Source organism: Vulcanococcus sp. Clear-D1 (assembly GCF_014654725.1).
Taxonomy (GTDB): Bacteria; Cyanobacteriota; Cyanobacteriia; order PCC-6307; family Cyanobiaceae; genus Vulcanococcus.
In genome coordinates this window covers 23,308-42,640 of the sequence record NZ_JACVZV010000017.1, presented here as the reverse complement: position 1 = coordinate 42,640, position 19,333 = coordinate 23,308, and the positions used below count along the sequence as shown (strand labels likewise).

The 19,333-nt window shown below is 62.7% G+C and carries 23 protein-coding genes; 7 read left to right on the top strand and 16 right to left on the bottom strand.

Annotation, left to right across the window (positions count from 1 at the left end; translation table 11 throughout):
* Positions 1–566: 566 nt before the first annotated feature.
* The 9 genes from H9532_RS06780 to def all read right to left on the bottom strand — a co-directional run bounded on the left by H9532_RS06780 (position 567) and on the right by def (position 8,139).
* Positions 567–1,022, bottom strand: coding sequence for a DM13 domain-containing protein (locus H9532_RS06780; RefSeq protein ID WP_296366808.1), 456 nt, complete (start codon positions 1,020–1,022; stop codon positions 567–569).
* Positions 1,023–1,057: 35 nt separating this feature from the next.
* Positions 1,058–2,047: a DMT family transporter gene (locus H9532_RS06775; protein ID WP_296366807.1), complete on the bottom strand. Its 990-nt coding sequence runs from the start codon at positions 2,045–2,047 to the stop codon at positions 1,058–1,060.
* Complete coding sequence (locus H9532_RS06770; protein ID WP_296366804.1) at positions 2,014–2,724, bottom strand: DUF4079 domain-containing protein; 711 nt, start codon at positions 2,722–2,724, stop codon at positions 2,014–2,016. Before H9532_RS06770 ends, H9532_RS06775 begins: the two co-directional genes overlap by 34 nt.
* Positions 2,725–2,796: 72 nt before the next feature.
* Complete coding sequence (locus tag H9532_RS06765) at positions 2,797–4,077, bottom strand: 2Fe-2S iron-sulfur cluster-binding protein (RefSeq protein ID WP_296366802.1); 1,281 nt, start codon at positions 4,075–4,077, stop codon at positions 2,797–2,799.
* A 122-nt stretch (positions 4,078–4,199) separates the two neighbouring features.
* Positions 4,200–5,246 (bottom strand): DMT family transporter, encoded by a 1,047-nt coding sequence (locus tag H9532_RS06760; RefSeq protein WP_296366799.1) that lies wholly within the window; start codon positions 5,244–5,246, stop codon positions 4,200–4,202.
* A 44-nt stretch (positions 5,247–5,290) separates the two neighbouring features.
* Positions 5,291–5,968, bottom strand: a complete 678-nt coding sequence (locus tag H9532_RS06755; protein WP_296366795.1) for a molybdopterin-dependent oxidoreductase — start codon at positions 5,966–5,968, stop codon at positions 5,291–5,293.
* A gap of 21 nt (positions 5,969–5,989) precedes the next feature.
* Entirely contained in the window at positions 5,990–6,559 is a 570-nt protein-coding gene (locus H9532_RS06750; protein WP_296366792.1) for a cytochrome b/b6 domain-containing protein, read from the bottom strand.
* A gap of 177 nt (positions 6,560–6,736) precedes the next feature.
* Positions 6,737–7,594, bottom strand: a complete 858-nt coding sequence (locus H9532_RS06745) for a hypothetical protein (protein ID WP_296366790.1) — start codon at positions 7,592–7,594, stop codon at positions 6,737–6,739.
* A 2-nt stretch (positions 7,595–7,596) separates the two neighbouring features.
* Positions 7,597–8,139, bottom strand: a complete 543-nt coding sequence (def, locus tag H9532_RS06740; RefSeq protein WP_296366788.1) for a peptide deformylase — start codon at positions 8,137–8,139, stop codon at positions 7,597–7,599.
* Positions 8,140–8,214: 75 nt separating this feature from the next.
* Here def and H9532_RS06735 point away from each other — a divergent pair, with 75 nt between their 5' ends.
* Both H9532_RS06735 and H9532_RS06730 read left to right on the top strand, forming a co-directional pair.
* A complete protein-coding gene (locus H9532_RS06735; protein WP_296366786.1) occupies positions 8,215–9,027 on the top strand; it encodes a sulfite exporter TauE/SafE family protein in 813 nt (270 codons plus the stop codon).
* Positions 9,028–9,131: 104 nt separating this feature from the next.
* Positions 9,132–9,821, top strand: coding sequence for a J domain-containing protein (locus H9532_RS06730; protein ID WP_296366784.1), 690 nt, complete (start codon positions 9,132–9,134; stop codon positions 9,819–9,821).
* On the opposite strand, the gene H9532_RS06725 is transcribed toward H9532_RS06730, so the two are convergent.
* Positions 9,818–10,069 carry an NAD(P)H-quinone oxidoreductase subunit O gene (locus tag H9532_RS06725; protein ID WP_296366781.1) on the bottom strand — a complete coding sequence of 84 codons (252 nt, stop codon included), beginning with the start codon at positions 10,067–10,069 and terminating at the stop codon, positions 9,818–9,820. The two genes, H9532_RS06730 and H9532_RS06725, sit on opposite strands and share 4 nt — an antisense overlap.
* A 54-nt stretch (positions 10,070–10,123) precedes the next feature.
* On the opposite strand from H9532_RS06725, the gene H9532_RS06720 reads away from it, so the two are divergent.
* On the top strand, positions 10,124–11,353 hold the full coding sequence (locus tag H9532_RS06720; RefSeq protein WP_296366779.1) for a cation:proton antiporter: 1,230 nt from the start codon (positions 10,124–10,126) through the stop codon (positions 11,351–11,353).
* A 28-nt stretch (positions 11,354–11,381) separates the two neighbouring features.
* A complete protein-coding gene (locus H9532_RS06715; RefSeq protein ID WP_296366778.1) occupies positions 11,382–12,311 on the top strand; it encodes a TIGR01777 family oxidoreductase in 930 nt (309 codons plus the stop codon).
* On the opposite strand, the gene H9532_RS06710 is transcribed toward H9532_RS06715, so the two are convergent.
* From H9532_RS06710 to H9532_RS06695, 4 genes are read right to left on the bottom strand one after another with little or no spacing between them, the layout of a single operon-like run.
* Complete coding sequence (locus H9532_RS06710) at positions 12,280–12,561, bottom strand: hypothetical protein (protein ID WP_296366776.1); 282 nt, start codon at positions 12,559–12,561, stop codon at positions 12,280–12,282. The genes H9532_RS06715 and H9532_RS06710 overlap by 32 nt on opposite strands.
* Complete coding sequence (locus H9532_RS06705; RefSeq protein ID WP_296366774.1) at positions 12,554–13,774, bottom strand: lipid-A-disaccharide synthase-related protein; 1,221 nt, start codon at positions 13,772–13,774, stop codon at positions 12,554–12,556. The genes H9532_RS06710 and H9532_RS06705 overlap by 8 nt, the downstream gene beginning before the upstream one ends.
* On the bottom strand, positions 13,771–14,199 hold the full coding sequence (locus H9532_RS06700) for a hypothetical protein (RefSeq protein ID WP_296366772.1): 429 nt from the start codon (positions 14,197–14,199) through the stop codon (positions 13,771–13,773). Before H9532_RS06700 ends, H9532_RS06705 begins: the two co-directional genes overlap by 4 nt.
* A gap of 57 nt (positions 14,200–14,256) precedes the next feature.
* Positions 14,257–14,676 (bottom strand): iron-sulfur cluster assembly accessory protein, encoded by a 420-nt coding sequence (locus tag H9532_RS06695; RefSeq protein ID WP_296366771.1) that lies wholly within the window; start codon positions 14,674–14,676, stop codon positions 14,257–14,259.
* 104 nt (positions 14,677–14,780) lie between these two features.
* Between H9532_RS06695 and zds the strand changes: the two genes are divergently transcribed.
* Genes zds through H9532_RS06680 form a run of 3 tightly spaced genes read left to right on the top strand, consistent with a single transcriptional unit; the run spans position 14,781 to position 17,297 of the window.
* Positions 14,781–16,274 (top strand): 9,9'-di-cis-zeta-carotene desaturase, encoded by a 1,494-nt coding sequence (zds, locus tag H9532_RS06690; RefSeq protein WP_296366764.1) that lies wholly within the window; start codon positions 14,781–14,783, stop codon positions 16,272–16,274.
* Between the two features lie 35 nt (positions 16,275–16,309).
* Positions 16,310–16,765: an SRPBCC family protein gene (locus H9532_RS06685; protein ID WP_296366762.1), complete on the top strand. Its 456-nt coding sequence runs from the start codon at positions 16,310–16,312 to the stop codon at positions 16,763–16,765.
* Positions 16,746–17,297, top strand: coding sequence for a hypothetical protein (locus tag H9532_RS06680; RefSeq protein WP_296366760.1), 552 nt, complete (start codon positions 16,746–16,748; stop codon positions 17,295–17,297). Before H9532_RS06685 ends, H9532_RS06680 begins: the two co-directional genes overlap by 20 nt.
* On the opposite strand, the gene H9532_RS06675 is transcribed toward H9532_RS06680, so the two are convergent.
* Both H9532_RS06675 and H9532_RS06670 read right to left on the bottom strand, forming a co-directional pair.
* Positions 17,287–18,099, bottom strand: coding sequence for a uroporphyrinogen-III synthase (locus tag H9532_RS06675; RefSeq protein ID WP_296366758.1), 813 nt, complete (start codon positions 18,097–18,099; stop codon positions 17,287–17,289). The two genes, H9532_RS06680 and H9532_RS06675, sit on opposite strands and share 11 nt — an antisense overlap.
* Before the next feature lie 5 nt (positions 18,100–18,104).
* Positions 18,105–19,298, bottom strand: coding sequence for a glycosyltransferase (locus H9532_RS06670; RefSeq protein WP_296366756.1), 1,194 nt, complete (start codon positions 19,296–19,298; stop codon positions 18,105–18,107).
* Positions 19,299–19,333: the final 35 nt, after the last annotated feature.

The window sequence follows — 19,333 nt, the reverse complement described above, 5'->3', positions numbered from 1 at the left end:
TGGACGTGGTCAAATTGACTCGACGACTCCAGTGGTAACCAGATCGGAGCTGATGGATCCTTCACAAACACGTCGAGCATGCTGTATCCATTGGGTCCTGCCACCACCGCTACACGGGTGTTGGCAGGCATAGTGAAACAGTTACCTGCTACAAGCCGTTGCGGTTGTTGCCCATCGATGTAGCGCGTGACTGACCCTTCCAGAAGGCAGCTTGTTACTGAACGCGGATGGTAATGGATAGGCCCCCGATAGCCAGCTTGGCGGGTGGTGATTTCCACCACTCGCTCCTCCGTTCCCACTTGCTGTTTGTATAGTGTTCGGCTCACGGCCCCACCCAATGGAGCGGTGAGAGGCGCTCCATTGATCAACAACCTCCGATCAGCCGGCGGTTCGCTGGGAACAGGCAAAGCTGCCGGTTCCAGTGGTGTGGTAATCGCGTCAAATGGCGTTGAAGCCTGAGCGCACTGGTTCCACGCACTGCAGAGCGTGATCAGGATTGTCAGAGCGACTCGTGATGAGATCTTCATGGTTTAGAGAGGGTGAGGCCCAGAGGGCCCCATTCCAGCTCACTTCAACGGTGCCCAGGCCATCGTGGCGTTCGCCACCTTGCACCAGATCAGCACCGACCCGAAGGCTTTCAAGTCAACTCCAGCGGGGAGTGTGTATGTCTGTGCGCCTTTGGCGCTCTTCAGCGGCGCAACTTGCGTGTAGGTGCCGGCGCCGAGAGGGTAGTGGGGAGCCTTCAGGCTCTTCAGCGGTGTAGCCGACTTCAGCAGCACGACCTGCAAGGCAGGTGCCTGAGGATTCGTGCTGAAGTCTTTGCTGAACACCAGATTGGTTTTGCCATCCTGTTGCTTCACTGTGAAGCTTCCGGTAACCGGTGCTTCAGCCTTCTGAAAGGCGATGGATTTGCTCTGGGCCGCAGCGATGAGTTGTTGCGTCGGTGGCGTCACAGCGCTGACGCTTGGCACAGTGGCGACAGCTCCGAGGCTCAGAGCGAGAATCGCGGTTGCCTTGAACATGGATCGTTCGGCTCGTCAAACTTGACCTCAGAACCCTAGATGGCCCTTTGGAGCCTGTCAGCCTGGTTGTCTGAGGTTGACGCCAATGTATTCAGTCCGACCGCGACCAGGATCAGCGCAGCTCCCACCAGCGATAACCCACTGAGCTTCTCTTCCAGCAGCAGACGGGCTTCCACTAGAGCGATCACGATGGTGAGCGATGCCCAAACGCTCACCCTGGCCACAGGTAGCTGCACGTAGCTCTTCATCAGGCTCCATTGGCTACCCAGAGTGATGATCAGCGCATAGCCGCCGATCACTCCCAGTACCCACCAGCTTTTGAGATATAAAAAATGGCTGGGGCCAAACAGCACAAGTGCAATCACAGCGAATGCGGCGGCGGCCGCCAGGCTGTTGATCCCTACCGTGAAACCAATCCCTAACCCTCGCCTGACTGCAAGACGATTGATCACGGCGCTGATACCGAACGCCATCACACCCAATAGCGCCCACAGCACACCGCGAAAGTCGACAGGAACAACCATCTTCATTCCCAACTTTGTGTGGTTGGCTAGCAGCAACCCGCAGGAGATCATGGCGCAGGTCAGGGCAAAGCTGCGGGGCAATGCTTCCCTAATGAGTGCACGAGCTAATAAAGATGTGGTGGGTACCGTGAGGCTGAACAACAGGGTCTGTTCCACCACGCTGAGCCGATCCAGCGCCAAATAAAAACACATGGGGCCCAGAAAAAAGCCGCTGAAGCTCTGCAGCGCGAGTAACCAGCGATCCTCTGGATTAAGCGACGGTAGCTGACGTTGCACCCCCTCCCGATCAATCAGCAGAAGCGCTAGCCCTGTGATCAAGCTTGAGAAGAAAAAGACGTTGCAGAAGCTGATCGCTTCAGGCCCACCGGCCGCATGAGTGGCTTCTCCGGCACGCTGTAGCAGTTTGAGCAACGTGGTGTCACTGCCGCGCAACAGGATGAACAGCGCAAGGTAGCCGACTCCGCTTCTCAAGGCGCCGCCTTTGTGGCTAGCGGCGGGCATGTCATGGCTGACCAATCACATTGATAGAGCGTGGGTTTCTGCCAGCCAAGCGGGATCTCCAGCAGATCACGGGTGCCGGTGATGCCTTGAATGGTGAATAACACTGCAGCGAGCAGATTTGCGGCCACATGGACTCGGCGCCAGCGCAACTGCCGCAGAATCTCTGGCCGTGCCCCCAGTGAAAACAGCATTAGGCCAGTGACCGCTACTCCTGCCCAGTAGTGCGACTGCCAGAACTGTGGATCGAGGGGGTTGTCACTCAGCCTCCATACCTCCGGCTGAGCTCCCAGGCTGATCACACCTACCCATGTCAGCAAAGCAAATAGCAAACGCATGGCTTTGCTGGTGGCGTGCCACAGAGCTGCCAGGGAAACGATGGTGCCCAGCAGCACCAACAGCAAAAGCAGACCTCTGGGCACACCACCAGTGAAGGCACTCAGCGGTTGATGGGTCACGATTGCCGCCACCAGTGCGATCAGCACGATGATCACCACACCCGCAGAGAGCCAACGGCCCAGATCGGTGTGTTCACTCCCGCTGGTGACAGCGATTTTGTGATCGCCGAGACGTCGTTGGCGTGCCAGGACACCCAGCCGCACCACCATGCCAATTAATGGATAGATCAACACCACCGCTAACGCGGGATGCACGATTGTTAACCAATCAACGCCTTGCATTGCGACCGTCGGGAGGCATGCACCCAGGATTGGCGATGCAGAACACGGGGTCAACGTGTTCTGCTCCATTCGTCACTGATCTAATTCCAGCGTGTCGCTGGCCGGGCGGGCGATGCAGATCAAAGCTGATCCTGGTGGCACCACCGCAGTTGGATCCGCTAGGTAGTCGACCTTGCCGCTTCGCACGCGAGTGGTGCAGGTGCCGCACACGCCGGCTCTGCAGGCCGATGGAGGCCTTACACCGTTCGCCTCGGCCAGCTCCAGCAGGCTCTGTTCCGGATTGCTCCCATCCCAGGTGACCCTGCGGTCGCTGCGGCAGAACTGCACTTCACAGGAGTTCACAGGCGTAGCTGTTGTCGTTGGCGTCGCACGGGGAGCCTGGCTGAATCGTTCGAACCGAATCGCCTCCGGCTCTATTCCGGCTTGTTGCAGCGCCATCACCAGGCTGTCCATAAAGGCAGGTGAACCGCAGAGGTAGTAGGCGGCTGGCCCCTGGATCAGCTGTTGCAGCAGCGCGCCATCCACATAGCCCTGGCTTTGGTAATGCCCTTCATCGTCTGGCCTTGGCCGGCTATAGGCCACGTGTAGGTGCAGGCTGGGGTGTGCACCCGCCAGCGCTTCCACATCGCTCTGAAAGGCGTGATAGTCACTGTTCCGGCAGCCATGCACAAACCAGATGGGCCGTTGCGGGCAGAGCTTCAGGGCGGCTTTGAGCATCGCGAGCATCGGGGTAATCCCCACGCCATTGCTCACCAGCACGATGGCCTCGGTGCTGTCGCTGTCGAGCACGAAGTTGCCCGCCGGCGGGCGAATGTTGAGGTTTGTGCCTTCCTCCACCTGATCATGCAGGTATGTGGAGGCAAGGCCGGGAGGTACGTCGAGCCCCTTTGGAGCCGGTTCGCGCTTCACTGAGATGCGGTAGTGATCGGGGGGGGCATCGCTACCGGGATAGTCGGACAGCGAGTAGGTGCGGAGTACTGGCTTGGCCTGTCCGGGGATCTGCAGTTCAAGCGTGAGAAATTGGCCTGCCAGAAAGCGAGGTAAAGGCCCCCCGTCCACGGGGCGCAGCTCAAACGATGTGATCTCGGCGCTCTCTCGGTGCTTGCGCTGCACTACAAAGCGTCGCCATCCCTGCCAGGGGTTGCGGCGGCGACGGCGCTGTTCGGCTGCGCCCCACAGCAGGCCTGCCAGCCCTCCAAGGCCTGCTCCGGATGTGGTCTGGCGCAGGCCGGCTTGTGCGCGCTCCAAGGCATTCGCTTGGGGTGAGGCAGGTAGGAGGGTGAGGATCCCAAAGGTGGCAACGGTGCCAGCGGCGAGCCCGGCCACCAGCCCTTTCAACAGCAGCAGGCCCATGGATCGGTCTCTAGATGTCCTGGAAGCTACAGCTGTTTCCGCTGGTTGTCTTCGGTTGTGTTGGTTGATCAGTGGGAACGTATTTCGGCGTGGCAACTGACCTGGTTCATTCAGAAAAATGGTTAGTTTGGTGGAGTGCTGATTACGGCCTGATCTCGGCTACTTAGCTTTTGGGCCTCAATCAGGCCAATGCCGGCCGCCGCAATCAGGCAGCTGACGACAAGATTCAGGGTTAGTTGCTCTCTTAACAAAAGCCACGCGAGCAATCCGCTCGCAAAGGGTAGAAAGCCCTCGCAGAGGGCCACGAGTGTTCCGCCTGCTTTGGCTAGTGCAGCCGCCTCCACTAATGTGTACGCTGTGGAGATCACGCCTCCGTAGACCAGCATTGCTTGCCACAGGAGAGAAGATCGTAGATCATAGAGATGGGCAAAGCCAAACGTCGTCGTCGCCCAAATCAAGAAAACAACTGTTTGTACGCCGGTCTGCCAGATGGCGTAGGAAAAAATGTCGGCTTCCCGTGTCACGGGCTCTGAACATTTGAAATAGAGCACGCTCAGGCCAAGGATGAGGGCCAGGAGTAAGCCATTGCCAACTGTTGTATTGGGTATCAGATTGGCTCCCATCGAGCTGAGTCCTATGCCTGCGGAGGTGTCTTTTTCTGGCCCCAGCGCAATCCATGCGGACAGTGCTACAAGAACTGCTCCTATCGTTGGGACAATCTTCGGTGCTTTGCGTTGATCAAGGCAGTCCCAGGCCATTAATGCGATAGCCGTGCAGGCCACGGTGAGGGTCACCTGGATGGCATTAATCCGAGAAAAGGCGATCACTAGCGCTACTTCTAGCAGCGCGTTAAATCCAATTGGGAGCAGGGATCTGGCTGCCAGTGTCCAGTTCCACGCAGTATTCTGCTCTCTGTGTGGTTTGTTTTGCTGCCTCTGGCAGCGCCTTGCCAGCAATAGTGCTGCCAAGCTGAAAGCGTTGCCGAACAGTAGGCCATTGCAGAAGTTAATTGGGTTGTGCCCATTCACTAATCGCGTGGAGCCCAGTTGATAGGCGAGCACCAGGGCTAGGGGCTGGAGAGCCTCGAGACCGGTCGTGGCTAAAGCGAGTGCGATCCCAGTGCTGCCGGGGGCTTGGCTTATTTTGGCTCGAGCCTGGTTGTAGTTCACTCTTGATTCTGTTTGAATTTACTGGTCTGAAGTAGTCAAGTCTTTCATAATCCTGCATACCACTCATACCCTTGATCTTCCCATGTGCCGAGCCGGTGAGGATTCAGGGTGTCAAGCACGTGGATGGCGGTGATCCACTTGCTCAGTTTGTAGCCGAGTTTCAGCGGGGAGGTCAGCCGTAGTGGTGCACCATTGGCCACAGGTAAGGGTGCACCATTCATCTGAGTCGCTAGCAACGTCTGGGGGTGGAGCGCCGTACGCAGATCCCATGTTTCGAAGTATCCATCGGCTGATTCGAAGGCCACATATCCCGCCAGCGGTGAGACTTCTGCCAGCCTGAGTACATCCGCTAGTCGCACACCTCCCCAGGCCACGATGGCTGCCCAGCCTTCCACGCACACGTGCCGGATCACGATCTCCTGCTGGGGGAGCTGGCCGAGTGTGCTCAGACCCAATTGCTGCGGTTGTTGCACCAATCCATCCACGGTGAGTGAAAAGTTGTCTAGATTGATCTCTGGGATACCGTTGAAGCTATTCACCAGCAGGGCCGCAGGCTCCACCTGGTTCCGTTTGAATTCAGGAACAGGAGTCGTTGCCTGCATCCACGCTTCGATGCGCTCGTTCAGGGGCCGGGTGAGTTGAGCCACCTCTTGGCCCAGCGGATTGAGGGCACAACCGCCGAGGCTTAAAAGCCCACCCGTCCCAAGGGCTGATTGCAGCAAGCTTCGCCGTTTCATCAGTGTTTACCAGCTGATTGTTCTCAACAGGCGCAGGCCGCCGAGTTTCAACGACAGCAGCACGTGACCCAACACGAGCACTCCCATAACCGGAACGGTCGCAAAGTGCAGAACGCGTAGCTGCTGCCAGCTCCCAAACCAACCCGACAGCCACCACAGCGTGGCGGGTTTATACATCGCCAGCCCGGTGAGCAGTGCCAACGACAGGACCACCAACATCAACGTGTAGAGGATCTTGTGAATCGCATAGTTTCGCTTTTTGGCATTGGCGCTAGCGCTGAGTGTTTCTAGATCTCCACCACGACCCAGTCTCTGTCTGCGCCACTGCATGAGCAGCAGCAGCCAGCTGCCCAGAACGAACGCAAACACGCCCATTAACCCGAAGTGCCACCAACGACCGCCCGCCAGCCATCCCCCGAGGGTGAACAGACTGGGTATGGGTTCTCCTGCGCGACCGCCGAAAACGGGATTGGCGTTGTAGATCTGCAAACCACTGCTCGCCATGCCAATCAGCAGGGCTCCATTGCAGGCATGGAGTGTCCGCGTCCAAAGCGGATGGTGATGTTGGGATTCCATCGCCTGCAGTCTTTGGTTTCACACTAGCCGTTGTCACGGCCTATGAGTGCCCGAGATGCGGACTTGGTTCACGACCTCCATTTGGATGGACGAGGATCAGGCCATCGCTCTTCAAGGCGGGTTAGTTGTTCCTTTGTGCGCTTCTCGTTCTTGAGGGCCGCGTGACGGCTATCGTGATTATGTAGCGTAGGGAACGATATTATTGAGCTTCTGTATGTTGACCCGCCGCTGTCCCTTTTTGTCGGTGCTCACTAGGTCGCCATAGCGGTAGCCGAGCATGATGTCCTTCGCTGAATAAAGATGTGTCTGCACTAGTCCCGAGCCTGTCGTCTCATCAACGCCTTCCACGAGTGGCATGATGACGGCGTTGCGTTGCAAGAGTCCGTCGATCCCCATTCGCTTAATTGGGCTGCTCTCGTCCAGGTTGTGGGTGAGTGTGGCTGTTTGGCTCAGTTGAGGTGTGCCGGTGTTGAGAGTTGTCAGTGGAACAATGCGTCGTTGCCACAGGCCTGGCTCTGGCTCATCGTCAAAAATCAGCGATAGTGTATAGGTCACGTTCAGCCACTGACTTCTGTCTGTTGTGGCAAATCGGCAGAATAAATGACCGCTGTCAAGGCTGCTGATGCAAATATGTCGGCTGAAGATGAGCGGCGTTTCGTTGCTGCTCAGTCTTGAGAAAACGACGGCCGTTAGGGTTGATAGTGTGATGAGCCCACTGATGAGGTCAAGCACGGCAACCACATAGGTGAATTGTGAGTCTGGTGCGAGTCCGTTAAACCCATTGGCTAAGAAGGCTTCGACGGCAAACGCGAATGGTTTTGGGATTCCCATTGGTGGATCGCCGATGATGTGTTTGGAATCGAGTCCCAAAATCAGTCCGAAAATTGCGATTTCGCTTAAGTAGATTCCCACCATCGTGGCGAAGAACAGCCACCACGGCATGCGGATCATCGCGGCCAAGGGTTGTCGCCACAGCTCGTACCACGGTGTGTGCTGGTGATCGGTGTGGATGCGGCGTTTGCTGAAGTCGAACATTCTCACCCGGGTACCGCTGGGATCTGGCCTGATGTGATCAGTTCTTCAATGTAGCCAAAGCGTTGGTTAGACGTCAGTTTCTGGGGAAAGAGAATCCCGTTGAGGTGATCGCATTCATGTTGAACCACTCGAGCTTCAAATCCCTCCAGAACCCGCTCAAGCTCTTGGCCCCTGCTATCCAGTGCCTGAATGCGTAGCCGCTTCCAGCGCCTCACTTCGCCCCTCAATCCTGGAACGCTGAGGCATCCTTCCCAGCCGCTTTCTGTCTCCGTTCCGATGGGTTCAAGACTTGGATTCATCAGGATCGTTTCGGCGATAGTCGGCGCCTCGGGATAGCGAGGGTTGGGAGCACCTGTTCCGTAGATCACCACCTGCACGGACTGCCCAATCTGTGGTGCTGCTAGTCCTGCGCCATGGTGCGCGCGCATGGTGTCGCGGAGATCGTGGATCAGTTGCTGGATCTCGGGTGCGCTGGCGTCTCTGACGGGGCGAGCGAGCTGTTGAAGGATGGGATGCCCCATACGCAAGACATTTTGAATGCTCATGTTTTCGCTTGTGCTTCAGGTCTGATGTGCTTTGGTATTTGCCAACTTAGCTGAGATTGCGGTTGATCGGTGTTCATGGCAAGCTGTGTGCTCTTGGCCAGCGTTATGTACCACTGGATGTATCTGCTGATTGCTGGTGTTTGTTGTGGATTTCTCAATGCAGCTGCTTCCAGCGGTTCAGCCATCACGCTGCCGGTTTTGTTGGCTTTGGGTTTGCCTCCAGCTCTTGCGAACGGCACTAATCGCCTTCCTGTCTTGGTGGGTATGGCAACGGCTTTTTGGAGTTTTCAGCGTCGTCGCGCCATTCCCTGGTCATTTGTCCTGCGCTTATTGCCGGCCTTTTTGCTGTCTGCCTTGTTAGGTGCTGGGCTCGCGTCGGCATTGCCGATGGGCCAGATCCGGCTTCTTGTTCACGTTGCCGTCGCGCTTGCTTTGTTGCTGCTGTTGTTCAAGCCTCAGCGTTGGTTGCACGATGGTGCCGATCTTACGGATCTAATCTTCCCTTCCGCACGGTTGCAGGTTGCTATGGCGGGAGTTGGCCTCTGGACCGGGCTAATTGTCTTGGATGCCGGCACTTATTTGCTGATCAGCCTCGTTCTGATTGGCGGGCTTTCACTCAAGCAGGCGAATGCGGTCAAGGTGGTTCTCGTTGGTGGAGCCACGCTGATTTCCCTTGCTGTTTTTATTGTGGGTGGCGAGATTGACTGGCCTTCGGCCTTTCCCTTGATGCTTGGGAGCGCTGTTGGTGGTCGATTTGGCGCTGCGGTCGCGCTTGGGCCTTCGGCTCGGCAATGGATTTATCGCTTGTTGATTCTTGCTTTGCTTTTGGAGCTTGCCTCCATGGTGTGGATCTGGATTTCCCCATCTACGAAGCCGTTCATGATGTAAGGCAGGCATCGGCTTTGCGCAGCTTGTGCGCATGGCCCTCGCTGCTGCTGGGTTCTTGTGCCGGCCGCTCGCAAGGAGAGGATGGGACCCCTTCCTGTTTGCCTTTGCCCAGGTCCTCCCCTGCTCGCGACCCGTACCAGGTTCTTGGCGTGGCTCCCTCCGCCTCGGCGGCGGAGATCAAGGCCGCCTATCGCGCCCTGGTGAAGCAGCACCACCCTGATGCCGGTGGCGATGAGCATCGGATCCTGGAGCTCAATGCAGCGTGGGAAGTGCTCGGCGACGCCGAGCGGCGCGCGGCTCACGATCGGGCGCATCCCCCTTCGGCTGCAGGGTCAGCTCGTTCGGCTGCCGTTGGGCGCGCTGCTCGCAAGGCCACGGCCCAGGCCGCCCGCGGCGATGCCGAGCTGCTCGCCTGGTTGCAGCAGGTGTATGGCCCGATCGATCGGCTGCTGGCCCAGGTGATCAACCCCTTCCCGGCGCAGCTGCGCGCCCTCTCCGCTGATCCCTATGACGATCAGTTAATGGAAGCCTTCTGCTCGTTCCTCGAGCAGAGCCAGGCCCGCATGGAGAAGGTGGACGTGCTGTATCGCTCCATGGCGGCTCCCGCGTCAGCCATGGGCTTCAGCCTCAGCGTGTATCACTGCCTCTCCCAAGTGCAGGACGCGCTTACTGAACTCGAGCGCTACACCATGGGCTATGTGGACAGCTACCTGCGCGATGGCCGCGAGATGCTGCGGGAAGCCAAACAGCGCCGAACCCGTCTGCACGAGGAGCGGCGGCGCTTGGAGATTTAGAAGCTCTCCAGTTGATCAGCCCGTAGCCACACATCGGGCACAGGGCGCCGGAAGCGCAGTTGGGCGTAATCGCCCTTGATCACCAGCACTTCGGCAGGACCTTCAAAGATGTAATCGGGCGCCACGGTGTCGCTGGCTTGGGCCTCAAGGCTGTTGGCGTAGGCGCTGCGGTTCACCCGCACCAGGCTGCCCTTTTTGATGGTGCTCTTGGCGGCGGCCTCGGGTGTGGCCGCGGGCGTTTCAGCCATGGCGCTGTTGCGTGCTGCCAGGCAGGCTAGAGCCCGCTCCTCGCTCCTGGTTTTGTGCCCCCCAGCCTGGCTCTGCTGCTGGTGCTCTTCGGTGGCCTGCTGCTGCTGGCGTTGTTTCTCGACGACATCGCCTCCCAGATCCGCATGCCCGGCATCCTGCTGGTGTTGGTGCTCGGTTTGCTGATCGACAACAACATCAATGCCGGGCCCGATCAGCCGGCGGCGCTGCTCAACCTGGCTCAAGCCGATCAGCTGGCCCAGGTGGCGTTGGTGTTGGTGCTGTTCTTTGGGGGGCTGGCGGCCAACTGGCAGCAGATGCGCCAGGTGCTGGTGCCATCGATGCGCTTGGCCACCCTCGGTTCCCTGCTCACCGCCGCTGCCCTGGCGGTTGTTGTGGTGGTGACGCAGCACCTCCCCTGGCGGCATCACGCCCTGGGGGTGGCTGGTGCCCTCTTCGTGGGGGCCATGTTCTGCAGCACCGATGCCTCCGCCGTGCTCAGCCTGCTCAGGCCGTTGCGGCAGCGCCTGCCTCAGCGGCTGCTCGATCTGCTGGAGTGCGAATCGGGCTTTAACGACCCCATCGCGGTGGTGCTGGCCGGTCTGGCCATTGCGCTGCCCCACAGCCAAGACACCGCCATTGCTCCCCTGCTCGTGGAGGTGGTGCGGCAGTTTCTGTTGGGTGCTTTTGTGGGGTTTCTCGGGGGCAAAGCGGCCGAGCTGCTGCTGGGCCGCCGCCGCCATCCCCTCAACCTCAGCCAGGTGACGGTGATGGCCCTGGCGGCCCTGATGCTGGTGGCGGGCGGCAGCAGCCTGGTGGGAGCCAGCCCTCTACTGGCCGCCTATGTGATGGGCCTGGTGCTCGGGAATAGCGATGAGGTGGATCAGGAGCAGCTTGAGGCCAGCCAGGCCGGCTTCGCCAAGTTGGCGGAACTGATGCTGTTTCTCTGCCTCGGCCTGGTGGTGCAACCCACCGATGTGGTGGAGCTGCTGCCCACGGCGCTGTTTTTGCTGATGGTGCTGTTGCTGGTGCGCTGGTTGGTGGTAACCCTGCTGCTGCTGCGTTCGGGCTTCAGTCGGGCCGATTGCCAGTTCACGGCGCTGGCGGGCTTGCGCGGTGCGGTGCCGGTGGCCATCGCTCTCCAGGCCGCCGCCTCCGATGTGCCCTGGGGGGACGCCATGCCTGCTTTTGCGCTGGCGGTGGTGCTGCTCGGGCTGGTGCTGCAGGGCTCGCTGCTCAATCCTGTGGCGCGGCGCCTCGGCCTGGTGGGCAGCAGCCATCCCTAGCGTTGGCCGGTGAGCTGGAGTTGAGCGCGTGCGGATTGTGTTGGTGGGCTGCAGCGGCTTTGTGGGCCGCGCCCTGGTGCCTGGATTGCTGGAGGCCGGCCACAGCCTCACGCTGGTGAGCCGTGCGCCACAGCCATTGCTGGGCCTGCAGCACCCGCAGCTGCAGCGGCTCCAGGCCGATCCTGCCAACCCCGCCAGCTGGCAGCAGCCCGCCCTGCAGCAGGCCCTCGCCCAGGCCGAGGCGGTGGTGAATCTCGCCGGCGAGCCGATTGCCGAGAAGCGTTGGACGCCCCAGCATCTGCAGTTGCTCAACAGCAGCCGGATCGACACCACCCGCGCCCTGGTGGCTGCCATGGCCGCTCTGCCGGAGGGGCAGCGCCCCGGTGTTCTGATCAATGGCTCCGCCATCGGCTACTACGGCACCAGCGCCAGCCAGGAGTTCATCGAAACCAGCCCAGCCGGCACGGATGTGCTCGGCCGGCTGTGTGTGGCATGGGAGCAGGAAGCCCATGCCGCTGAAGCGCTCTGCCGCGTGGTGATCCTGCGCATTGGCATCGTGCTGGGCGGCGATGGCGGTGCCCTCGGCAAGATGCTACCGGTGTTCCGCATGGGCTTCGGTGGCCCGATCGGCGACGGTCAGCAGTGGATGAGCTGGATCTCCCGCTCGGATCTCTGCCAGCTGATCAGCACCGCGCTCGTGGATCCCGCTTACAGCGGTGTGTACAACGCTGTGGCGCCGCAGCCCTGCAACATGGCCGCCTTCGCCGCCGCTCTGGGCCGTTGCCTTGGGCGCCCCAGCCTGTTGCCGGTGCCGGGGCCCCTGCTGCAGCTGCTGCTCGGCGATGGCGCCAAGGTGGTGCTGGAAGGCCAGAAGGTGCTGCCCAAGCGCCTGCAAGAGCAGGGGTTTGCGTTCCGCTACGGCGAGCTCAGCGCTGCACTCGCTTCTGCCACCAGTTGATCGCCCAGCCCAGCACACCGCTCAAGATGGCGGCCCCCATCAGCAGGCCGATCGCCGGGGTGAACAGCGGCTCCCACAGCCGCTGAAACCAATCCAGCGGTGTTTCGATGCCGCGGCTGTGGCACAGCACCGCCACGCCAAACCAGATCGCCCCGGCGATCACCACGAACACATCCACCACCAGCAGCGTGTCGATCCAGCCCTTGAGCCGCTGGCCGAGGGAGATGCTGCTGGCGCTGGGTTCAGCCATCCAGGTGGGAGTTCAGATCGGCGGCCATCCTGGCGGCCCCACCCCCGCTGCCGATGCGTTCGCTGCCGAGTTGTTGCAGCGCGGCGCGCCAGGCTGAATCGTGGAGCAGCCGCTCCAGCAGTTGCTCCAGCAGAGCAGCCGTGGCATCGAGTTGTGCATCACTGCCTGGCTGAGCATCGGCGCAGAACACCCCTGGCCCCAACAGCCGGCGCTGGGCTTCCGCGAAGTTCTCGGTGAATTGGGGGCCATCACCCACCAGCTGCAGCACGGGTTTGCCCAGCCCCACGCACTGCTCGGCGGCCGTGCCGGTCATCGAGAGCAGCAGGTCGCACTGCTGCACCACCGCGGCAAAGCGCCCCCACTCCAGCTGCAGCAGGAGCGGCCCCCGCTGCAGGCAGCAGCGTTCTTCGCCTTCCAGCTGCAGCTTCCAACCCAAACGGCTGGCTAGCGGCGCGACTTCCTGCGGCGTCAGCTTGCCCACCAGGGCCGCGTGCAGCCCCAGCCGTTGGGCTGGCCGCAGCGGTTCTGGCAGCCGCTCCAGCACCCGCAGCATCAGCTCGAGGTTATGGAGCGCCTCCGGCAGACGGCTGCCCGGCAGCAGCCCAAGCCGCTGCTGAGGTGCGCCTTGCAGCGGTTCGCTGGGGCTGAGGGCACCATCGAAGAAGGGATTGCCGAGGAAATGCACCGGCCGCTGCAGCTGGCCGGTGAGGTCGGCGGCGGTGAGCGCATCACGGCTGTAAATCGCCACGGTGCGGCGCTGGCGCAAACAGGGTGTGCAGGGCCAGGGCAGCCGCAGCTTGCCTTCGTAGTGGCTGGAGTAGGCCACCAGGTAGGTGGCTGTGGGCCGGCCGCTCAGCCAGGCCGCCAGCACGGGGATCACATCGCCCACCACCAGGATCAGCCGGTAGCGGCGGGCGATGCGCAGCAGCAGCAGTAGCCGGCTGATCAGATAAAGGATCTGCCCCTGCACCACTTCGGTGAGGCGGCCCAGGAAGCTGGTGTAGCCCAGCCCACCGGTGCTGTATTCACGGGTGCGCCCGCGCACCAAGATTCCCGCCTGGCTGTAGGCGCGGCCGTGGCCCACCAGGGGCAGGGCTTCCACTGCTAGTCCGCGTTGCTGCAGGGCCTGGCCGATCAGGGCCCCGCTGAGGTCTTCGCCATGGCCGTTGCTCAACAGCAGGATCGGCCGGGCATCACGCGCGTGCGGGGTCAACCCTTGAGCCAAGCCTGCACCTTCTGCAGGGCCTGCCAGTCGGGGCGGCGGGCCAGGCCATCGGCCATCGAGCCATCCAGCTCTTCAGCCAGCTCCGGTGCCATCGCACGCACGCGCAGCACCCATTCGATGTGCTCGCGCACGCCTTTGGCGTTGGTTTCCAGCATCGCCAGGCTGAGATTGATGCGGGCCTGGGGGTCCTGGGGGTTGAGCTTCACGGCGTTGCGGGCCGAGCGCAGGGCGGCTTGGGGCTGGTTGTCGAGCAGCTGCAGCCAGGCCAGGCAGGTCCAACCCGCTGAGAGTCGCGGCTCCTGTTGGGTGATCGTGAGGAAGCTGTCGATCACCTCGGGCAGCGGCGCACCTTCCTGGTAGCGCTGCAGGGCCTGCTCAAACAGAGAAGGGGCTTCGGCGACGGCGTCGGTCATGGGCTGGCAGCAGGCCTGGTCGTGCCCTCAGATTCGCACCCGGGCGGCCAAGGCCACTCACACCGCAAACGAGCTGCCGCAGCCGCAGGTTTGGGTGGCGTTGGGGTTGGTGAAGTTGAAGCCGCCGCCGATCAGGGCGTTGGAGAAATCCAGCTGCATTCCATAGATGTAAAGGAGGCTCTTGGGATCGCTCACCACCGTGAAGCTGGGGGCACCGGCGGGCTCGTAGATGTAGCGCTCGTCGTCGGCCTCGATCTCAGCGGCATCGATGAAATCCATCGTGTAGCTCATGCCGCTGCAGCCGCCGGAGCGCACGCCCACCCGCAGCACCTTGCCCTCGCCCTGGGCGGGCAGCAGTGTGGCCAGCTGCTTCATGGCGCTTTCAGTGATCTGAATGCCTTTGCCGTCGCGGCCGGTGTGGGTGGCCTGGGCGACGGGGGCGTCGGCTGTGGTGGCTGTAGCGGTATCGCTGGTCATCGGAAGGCCCTGGCCTGATCACCCCATCGTATGGAGCACAACCCACACCTGCCGCTCCGGTGGGCGTCTCCATAGAGTCGTGCCCATTCCGTGGGAGCAGCAGGGTGCGCGTCGCCATCGTGGGTTCGGGTCTGGCCGGGTTGGCGGCGGCGGTGGATCTGGTGGATGCCGGCCATCAGGTGGACCTCTACGAAGCCCGGCCGTTCATGGGCGGCAAGGTGGGCAGCTGGGTGGATGAAGGCGGCAACCACATCGAGATGGGGCTGCATGTCTTCTTCTTTAACTACGCCAACCTTTTTGCCCTGCTGCGCAAGGTGGGCGCGATCGACAACCTGCTGCCCAAAGATCACACCCACCTGTTTGTGAACACCGGTGGCGATCTGCGGGAGCTGGATTTCCGCTTCGCTCTCGGTGCCCCCTTCAACGGCCTCAAAGCGTTCTTCACCACCCCCCAGCTCGACTGGCTCGACAAGCTCCGCAATGCCCTGGCCCTGGGCACCAGCCCGATCGTGCGTGGTCTGGTGGATTACGAGGGGGCGATGAAGGTGATCCGCGATCTCGATCGCATCAGCTTCCAGCAGTGGTTCCTCGGCCACGGCGGCAGCGAGCAGAGCATCAAGCGGATGTGGAATCCGATCGCTTACGCCCTCGGCTTCATCGATTGCAAGGCGATCTCGGCCCGCTGCATGCTCACCATCTTCATGATGTTCGCGGCCAAAACCGAGGCTTCCAAGCTCAACCTGCTCAAGGGTTCGCCGCACCGCTGGCTCACCGGCCCGATCTTCGACTACATCCAGCAGCGCGGCGGCCAGCTGCACCTGCGCCACCGCGTCACCGAGGTGATGTTTGAAGAGGGTGCCGCCGGCACCGATGGCCAGCCCAGCACCCAGGTGAGTGGCCTCAAGCTCGGCACTCCCGATGGCGACATTGAGGTGAAGGCCGATGCCTACCTCGCTGCCTGCGATGTGCCCGGCATCCAGCGGATGATCCCGGAAACCTGGCGCCGCTGGCCCCTGTTCGACAACCTCTACAAACTCGAAGCGGTGCCGGTGGCCACGGTGCAGCTCCGCTACGACGGCTGGGTCACCGAACTCGGCGATGGTGCCCTCGAGGAGGCTGCCCGCCGCGATGTGGAGCGCCCCGCCGGCCTCGACAACCTGCTCTACACCGCCGACGCCGATTTCAGCTGCTTCGCCGATCTGGCTCTGGCCAGCCCGGTGGATTACCGCAAAGAGGGCGTGGGCTCCCTGCTGCAGTGCGTGCTCACCCCCGGCGATCCCTGGATCCCTAAGAAAACCGAGGAGATCGTGGCCGCCACCGATGAGCAGGTGCGCCGCCTCTTCCCCTCAGCCCGCAACCTCAAGTTGGTGTGGAGCAACGTGGTGAAGCTGGCCCAGTCGCTGTATCGCGAGGCGCCGGGTATGGAGCCCTATCGCCCCGATCAGGCCACGCCTGTGGGCAACTTCTTCCTGGCCGGTAGCTACACCAAACAGGACTACATCGATTCGATGGAAGGCGCCACCATGAGCGGACGCCTGGCCGCTGCCGCCATCCTGGGCAGGAAGGCCGAGCTGGCCACCAATGCGGCTGTGGCTTGATCACCTCAGCCTGATCACCCCCTCGCTTGATTCCCATGGGCCGTTGGCTTGAACACAGCGTCACCACGGAGGTGCAGGCCTCAGCCCAGCGGGTGTGGGAGGTGTGGAGTGATCTCGAGGCTATGCCCCGCTGGATGAACTGGATCGAATCGGTGGTGACCGAACCCGGCGATCCCGACCTCACCGATTGGACCCTCGCCGCCCAGGGCTTTCGCTTCCACTGGAAGGCCCGCATCACCCAGCGGGTGGAGGCACAGCAGCTGCATTGGGAATCTGTCGGTGGGCTGCCCACGAAAGGCGCTGTTCGCTTCTATCCCCAAGGGCCTGATCTCACGGCTGTGAAGCTCACCGTGAGCTACGAGCTGCCGGGGGTGTTGGCACCCTTGATGGAACCCTCCATCCTGGGGGGGATCGTGACCAAGGAGCTCCAGGCCAACCTGGACCGCTTCCGCGATCTCGTGCAGAGCGGGTATGGCCAGCAGCAGGGATGACGCCACCGATCACCGCCGCGTTCTGAGCGGCCGCCGCGCGTGTTGCAGCTGGCTCAGCGGGCTTGCTGTGCTGCCTGCCCTCACCGCCTGCGCTTCCAGTTCGGGGCCTGAAACCATCAGCCTGCCGCCCCCGAACCCCAAGCCTGCAGCCGCTGAACAACCTGCTGCAGCCGAGCCCACGCCGGCGGCTGGGTTCACGCCGTTGCCCACACCGCAGCAGGTGGTGGCAGCGCTACCCACCGGCCGCCTCGATCCCTTTGCCCCTTTGCCCCAGGCGAAAGCAGCCGCTCCAGGCGGTGCTTCGGCTGGCGACCTGCGCTTCACCGGCGTGATCCGCAGTGCCGGTCAGGCCCAGGCCTTGGTGCAGGTGGGGGACCAGAGCGGGGCGGTGTGTGTGGGGCGCCGCGGTGTTTGCGTTGGTTCCGGGCTGCCGGCGTTGCTCCCGGCTGATTGGTCGGTCACCAGCATTGATGTGGCCAGTGGTCGTTTGGTGCTCAACCAGGCCGGTCAGCGCCGGGTGTTCAACCTCTGAGCGGCCGCCCCTCCAACGCTTGAGCGCAGGCCGCCACCAGGCCGTCGAGGTCGTGGGGATTGGCTTCGCTGTCCACGCGGCCCAGCTGGGCGCGGCAGGTGTGGCTTGTTTGCGGCCCGATCGACACCAAGGCCACCCCGCTCAACTGCTCCGGCCATGGCGCACCAAAGTGCTGCTCCAGCAACTGGGCGGTGTGCTGCACAGTTTTGCCGCTGCTGAAGGTGATCGCATCCACGGCACCGGCGGCCAGGGCCGCGGCGGTTGCTGGTGGCAGCGCTGCAGGGCAGCGCGATTCATAGGCGGCCACCTCCACCACCCGAGCACCCGCTTCACCGAAGGCTTCGGCCAGCACCGTGCGGCCGCCGCTCTGCACCCGCGGCAGCAGCAGCCGTAGGCCCCAGCCCGACACCGGGAAGTGATCGATCAGGCTGTCGGCCACAAATTGGGGCGGCACGAAATCCGCCGGTGCCCCAAGCGCTTCAAGCCGCGCCGCTGTTTTGCGGCCCACGGCGGCGATTTTCAGGCTCTGGGGGCGGCGGGCGAGGCTGCCCCCCAGCCGTTGGAGCCGCTGCTCCACCGCATCCACGCCGTTGCTGCTGGACACCACCAGCCAGTGGAATTCATCCAGCTCGGCCAGGGCGTCATCGAGCGGGCCCCATTCATCCGGTGGACCGATCACCAGCGCCGGCAGATCCAGCACCGTGGCCCCGGCCTGCTCAAACAGGCGCCGTGCCTCGCCCAGCTGCTGCTCCGCCCGGGTGACGGCGATGGTGCGTCCCTGCAGGGGCGTGGTGGTTGGCATCTGGCTCAGCCCTCCAGCTTCACCATCGCCCCGGCCTGCTGGCGCAGTTGAGCGGCTTCGCCGTTGCGGCCCTGCTGGTTGAGCAGCGCGATCGCCTGGCGGAAGCTGCTGCGGGCGCCATCGATGTCGCCGCCGAGCAGCAGCGCTACCGCCAGGTTCTGATGGGTTTCCGCGTGCTCGGGCTGGAGCCGCCGTGCTTCGCGGTAGGCCTCCAGGGCACCGGCGATGTCGCCGAGGCGGCGGCGAATCAGGCCAAGGTTGTACCAGCCCAGGCTGATCTCAGGGGCCGCGGCAGTGGCTCGTTGGCAGAGCGCTTCGGCCTCTTGCGGTTGACCCTGCTGGAGCAGCAGGGCCGCCAGGTTGAGCCGGGCGGCGAGGTTCAGGCGCGGTGCCAGCGGCAGCGCCAGGGCTTCTCGATAGAGGGCCACCGCAGCGGCGGGATCGCGCGCTGCTTCGGCCAGGGCCAGATGCAGCAGGAGCTCATAGCGCTCGGGGTGCGCTTCGGCCGTGCACTGCGCCAGCCCTTGGCGCAGCAGCGCCGTGCCGCGCTCCAGGTTGCCTTCCGCCACCTCCAGGCTGCCGAGCTTGGCGCAGGCGTAGGGATCACCCGGCCGCTCCAGCAGCTCGGCTTCCATCGCCTCGCGCAGCCGCTGGGGCTTGTTGCCCTGGGCCAGCAGCTCCGGCCGGTAGCCGTCGTGCAGCAGGGCGGGTTCGGGGCAGTCGGCGATGCGCCAGTGGCTGTCCTGCTGGAGCAGTTCAGCCACGCTGTCGTCCACCATCGAGTGGTAAGCGCGGCTCCAGCGGATCGCCGGGTGGCGGCGGAACAGGCGGCTCACATTCGAGTAAGGCGATTGCACCGCCCCGCGCTCGTGGCGCAGCAGGTTGATCAGCAGCACATCCGGTTGCGCCATCAGGGCCCGCAGCGGCGCCATGGCTTCTGGTCGCAGGCGCTCATCGGCATCGAGCACCAGCACCCAGTCGCCGCTCACCCATTGAAGGGCCTGGTTGCGGGCCGGGGCGAAGTCGCCCGGCCACTCGATCCGCTCCACCCGCGCCCCCATCGCTTGCGCCAGGGCCACGGTGTTGTCGGTGGAGCCGGTGTCCACCACCACCATCTCGTCCACGAAGCCCTGCACCGAGCGCAGGCAGTCTTCGATCTGCGCCGCTTCATCGCGCACGATCATGGAGAGGCTGAGCATGGCGGCGGAGCAGGCGGCCTGAGGCTAGTGGCAGG

Bases quoted from the DNA above. Each gene is read 5' to 3' on its own strand.
- H9532_RS06780 (WP_296366808.1), bottom strand. From the start codon at position 1,022: ATGTTCAAGGCAACCGCGATTCTCGCTCTGAGCCTCGGAGCTGTCGCC.
- H9532_RS06775 (WP_296366807.1), bottom strand. From the start codon at position 2,047: ATGCCCGCCGCTAGCCACAAAGGCGGCGCCTTGAGAAGCGGAGTCGGC.
- H9532_RS06770 (WP_296366804.1), bottom strand. From the start codon at position 2,724: ATGCAAGGCGTTGATTGGTTAACAATCGTGCATCCCGCGTTAGCGGTG.
- H9532_RS06765 (WP_296366802.1), bottom strand. From the start codon at position 4,077: ATGGGCCTGCTGCTGTTGAAAGGGCTGGTGGCCGGGCTCGCCGCTGGC.
- H9532_RS06750 (WP_296366792.1), bottom strand. From the start codon at position 6,559: ATGGAATCCCAACATCACCATCCGCTTTGGACGCGGACACTCCATGCC.
- H9532_RS06745 (WP_296366790.1), bottom strand. From the start codon at position 7,594: ATGTTCGACTTCAGCAAACGCCGCATCCACACCGATCACCAGCACACA.
- def (WP_296366788.1), bottom strand. From the start codon at position 8,139: ATGAGCATTCAAAATGTCTTGCGTATGGGGCATCCCATCCTTCAACAG.
- H9532_RS06735 (WP_296366786.1), top strand. From the start codon at position 8,215: ATGGCAAGCTGTGTGCTCTTGGCCAGCGTTATGTACCACTGGATGTAT.
- H9532_RS06725 (WP_296366781.1), bottom strand. From the start codon at position 10,069: ATGGCTGAAACGCCCGCGGCCACACCCGAGGCCGCCGCCAAGAGCACC.
- H9532_RS06710 (WP_296366776.1), bottom strand. From the start codon at position 12,561: ATGGCTGAACCCAGCGCCAGCAGCATCTCCCTCGGCCAGCGGCTCAAG.
- H9532_RS06700 (WP_296366772.1), bottom strand. From the start codon at position 14,199: ATGACCGACGCCGTCGCCGAAGCCCCTTCTCTGTTTGAGCAGGCCCTG.
- H9532_RS06695 (WP_296366771.1), bottom strand. From the start codon at position 14,676: ATGACCAGCGATACCGCTACAGCCACCACAGCCGACGCCCCCGTCGCC.
- H9532_RS06685 (WP_296366762.1), top strand. From the start codon at position 16,310: ATGGGCCGTTGGCTTGAACACAGCGTCACCACGGAGGTGCAGGCCTCA.
- H9532_RS06680 (WP_296366760.1), top strand. From the start codon at position 16,746: ATGGCCAGCAGCAGGGATGACGCCACCGATCACCGCCGCGTTCTGAGC.
- H9532_RS06675 (WP_296366758.1), bottom strand. From the start codon at position 18,099: ATGCCAACCACCACGCCCCTGCAGGGACGCACCATCGCCGTCACCCGG.
- H9532_RS06670 (WP_296366756.1), bottom strand. From the start codon at position 19,298: ATGCTCAGCCTCTCCATGATCGTGCGCGATGAAGCGGCGCAGATCGAA.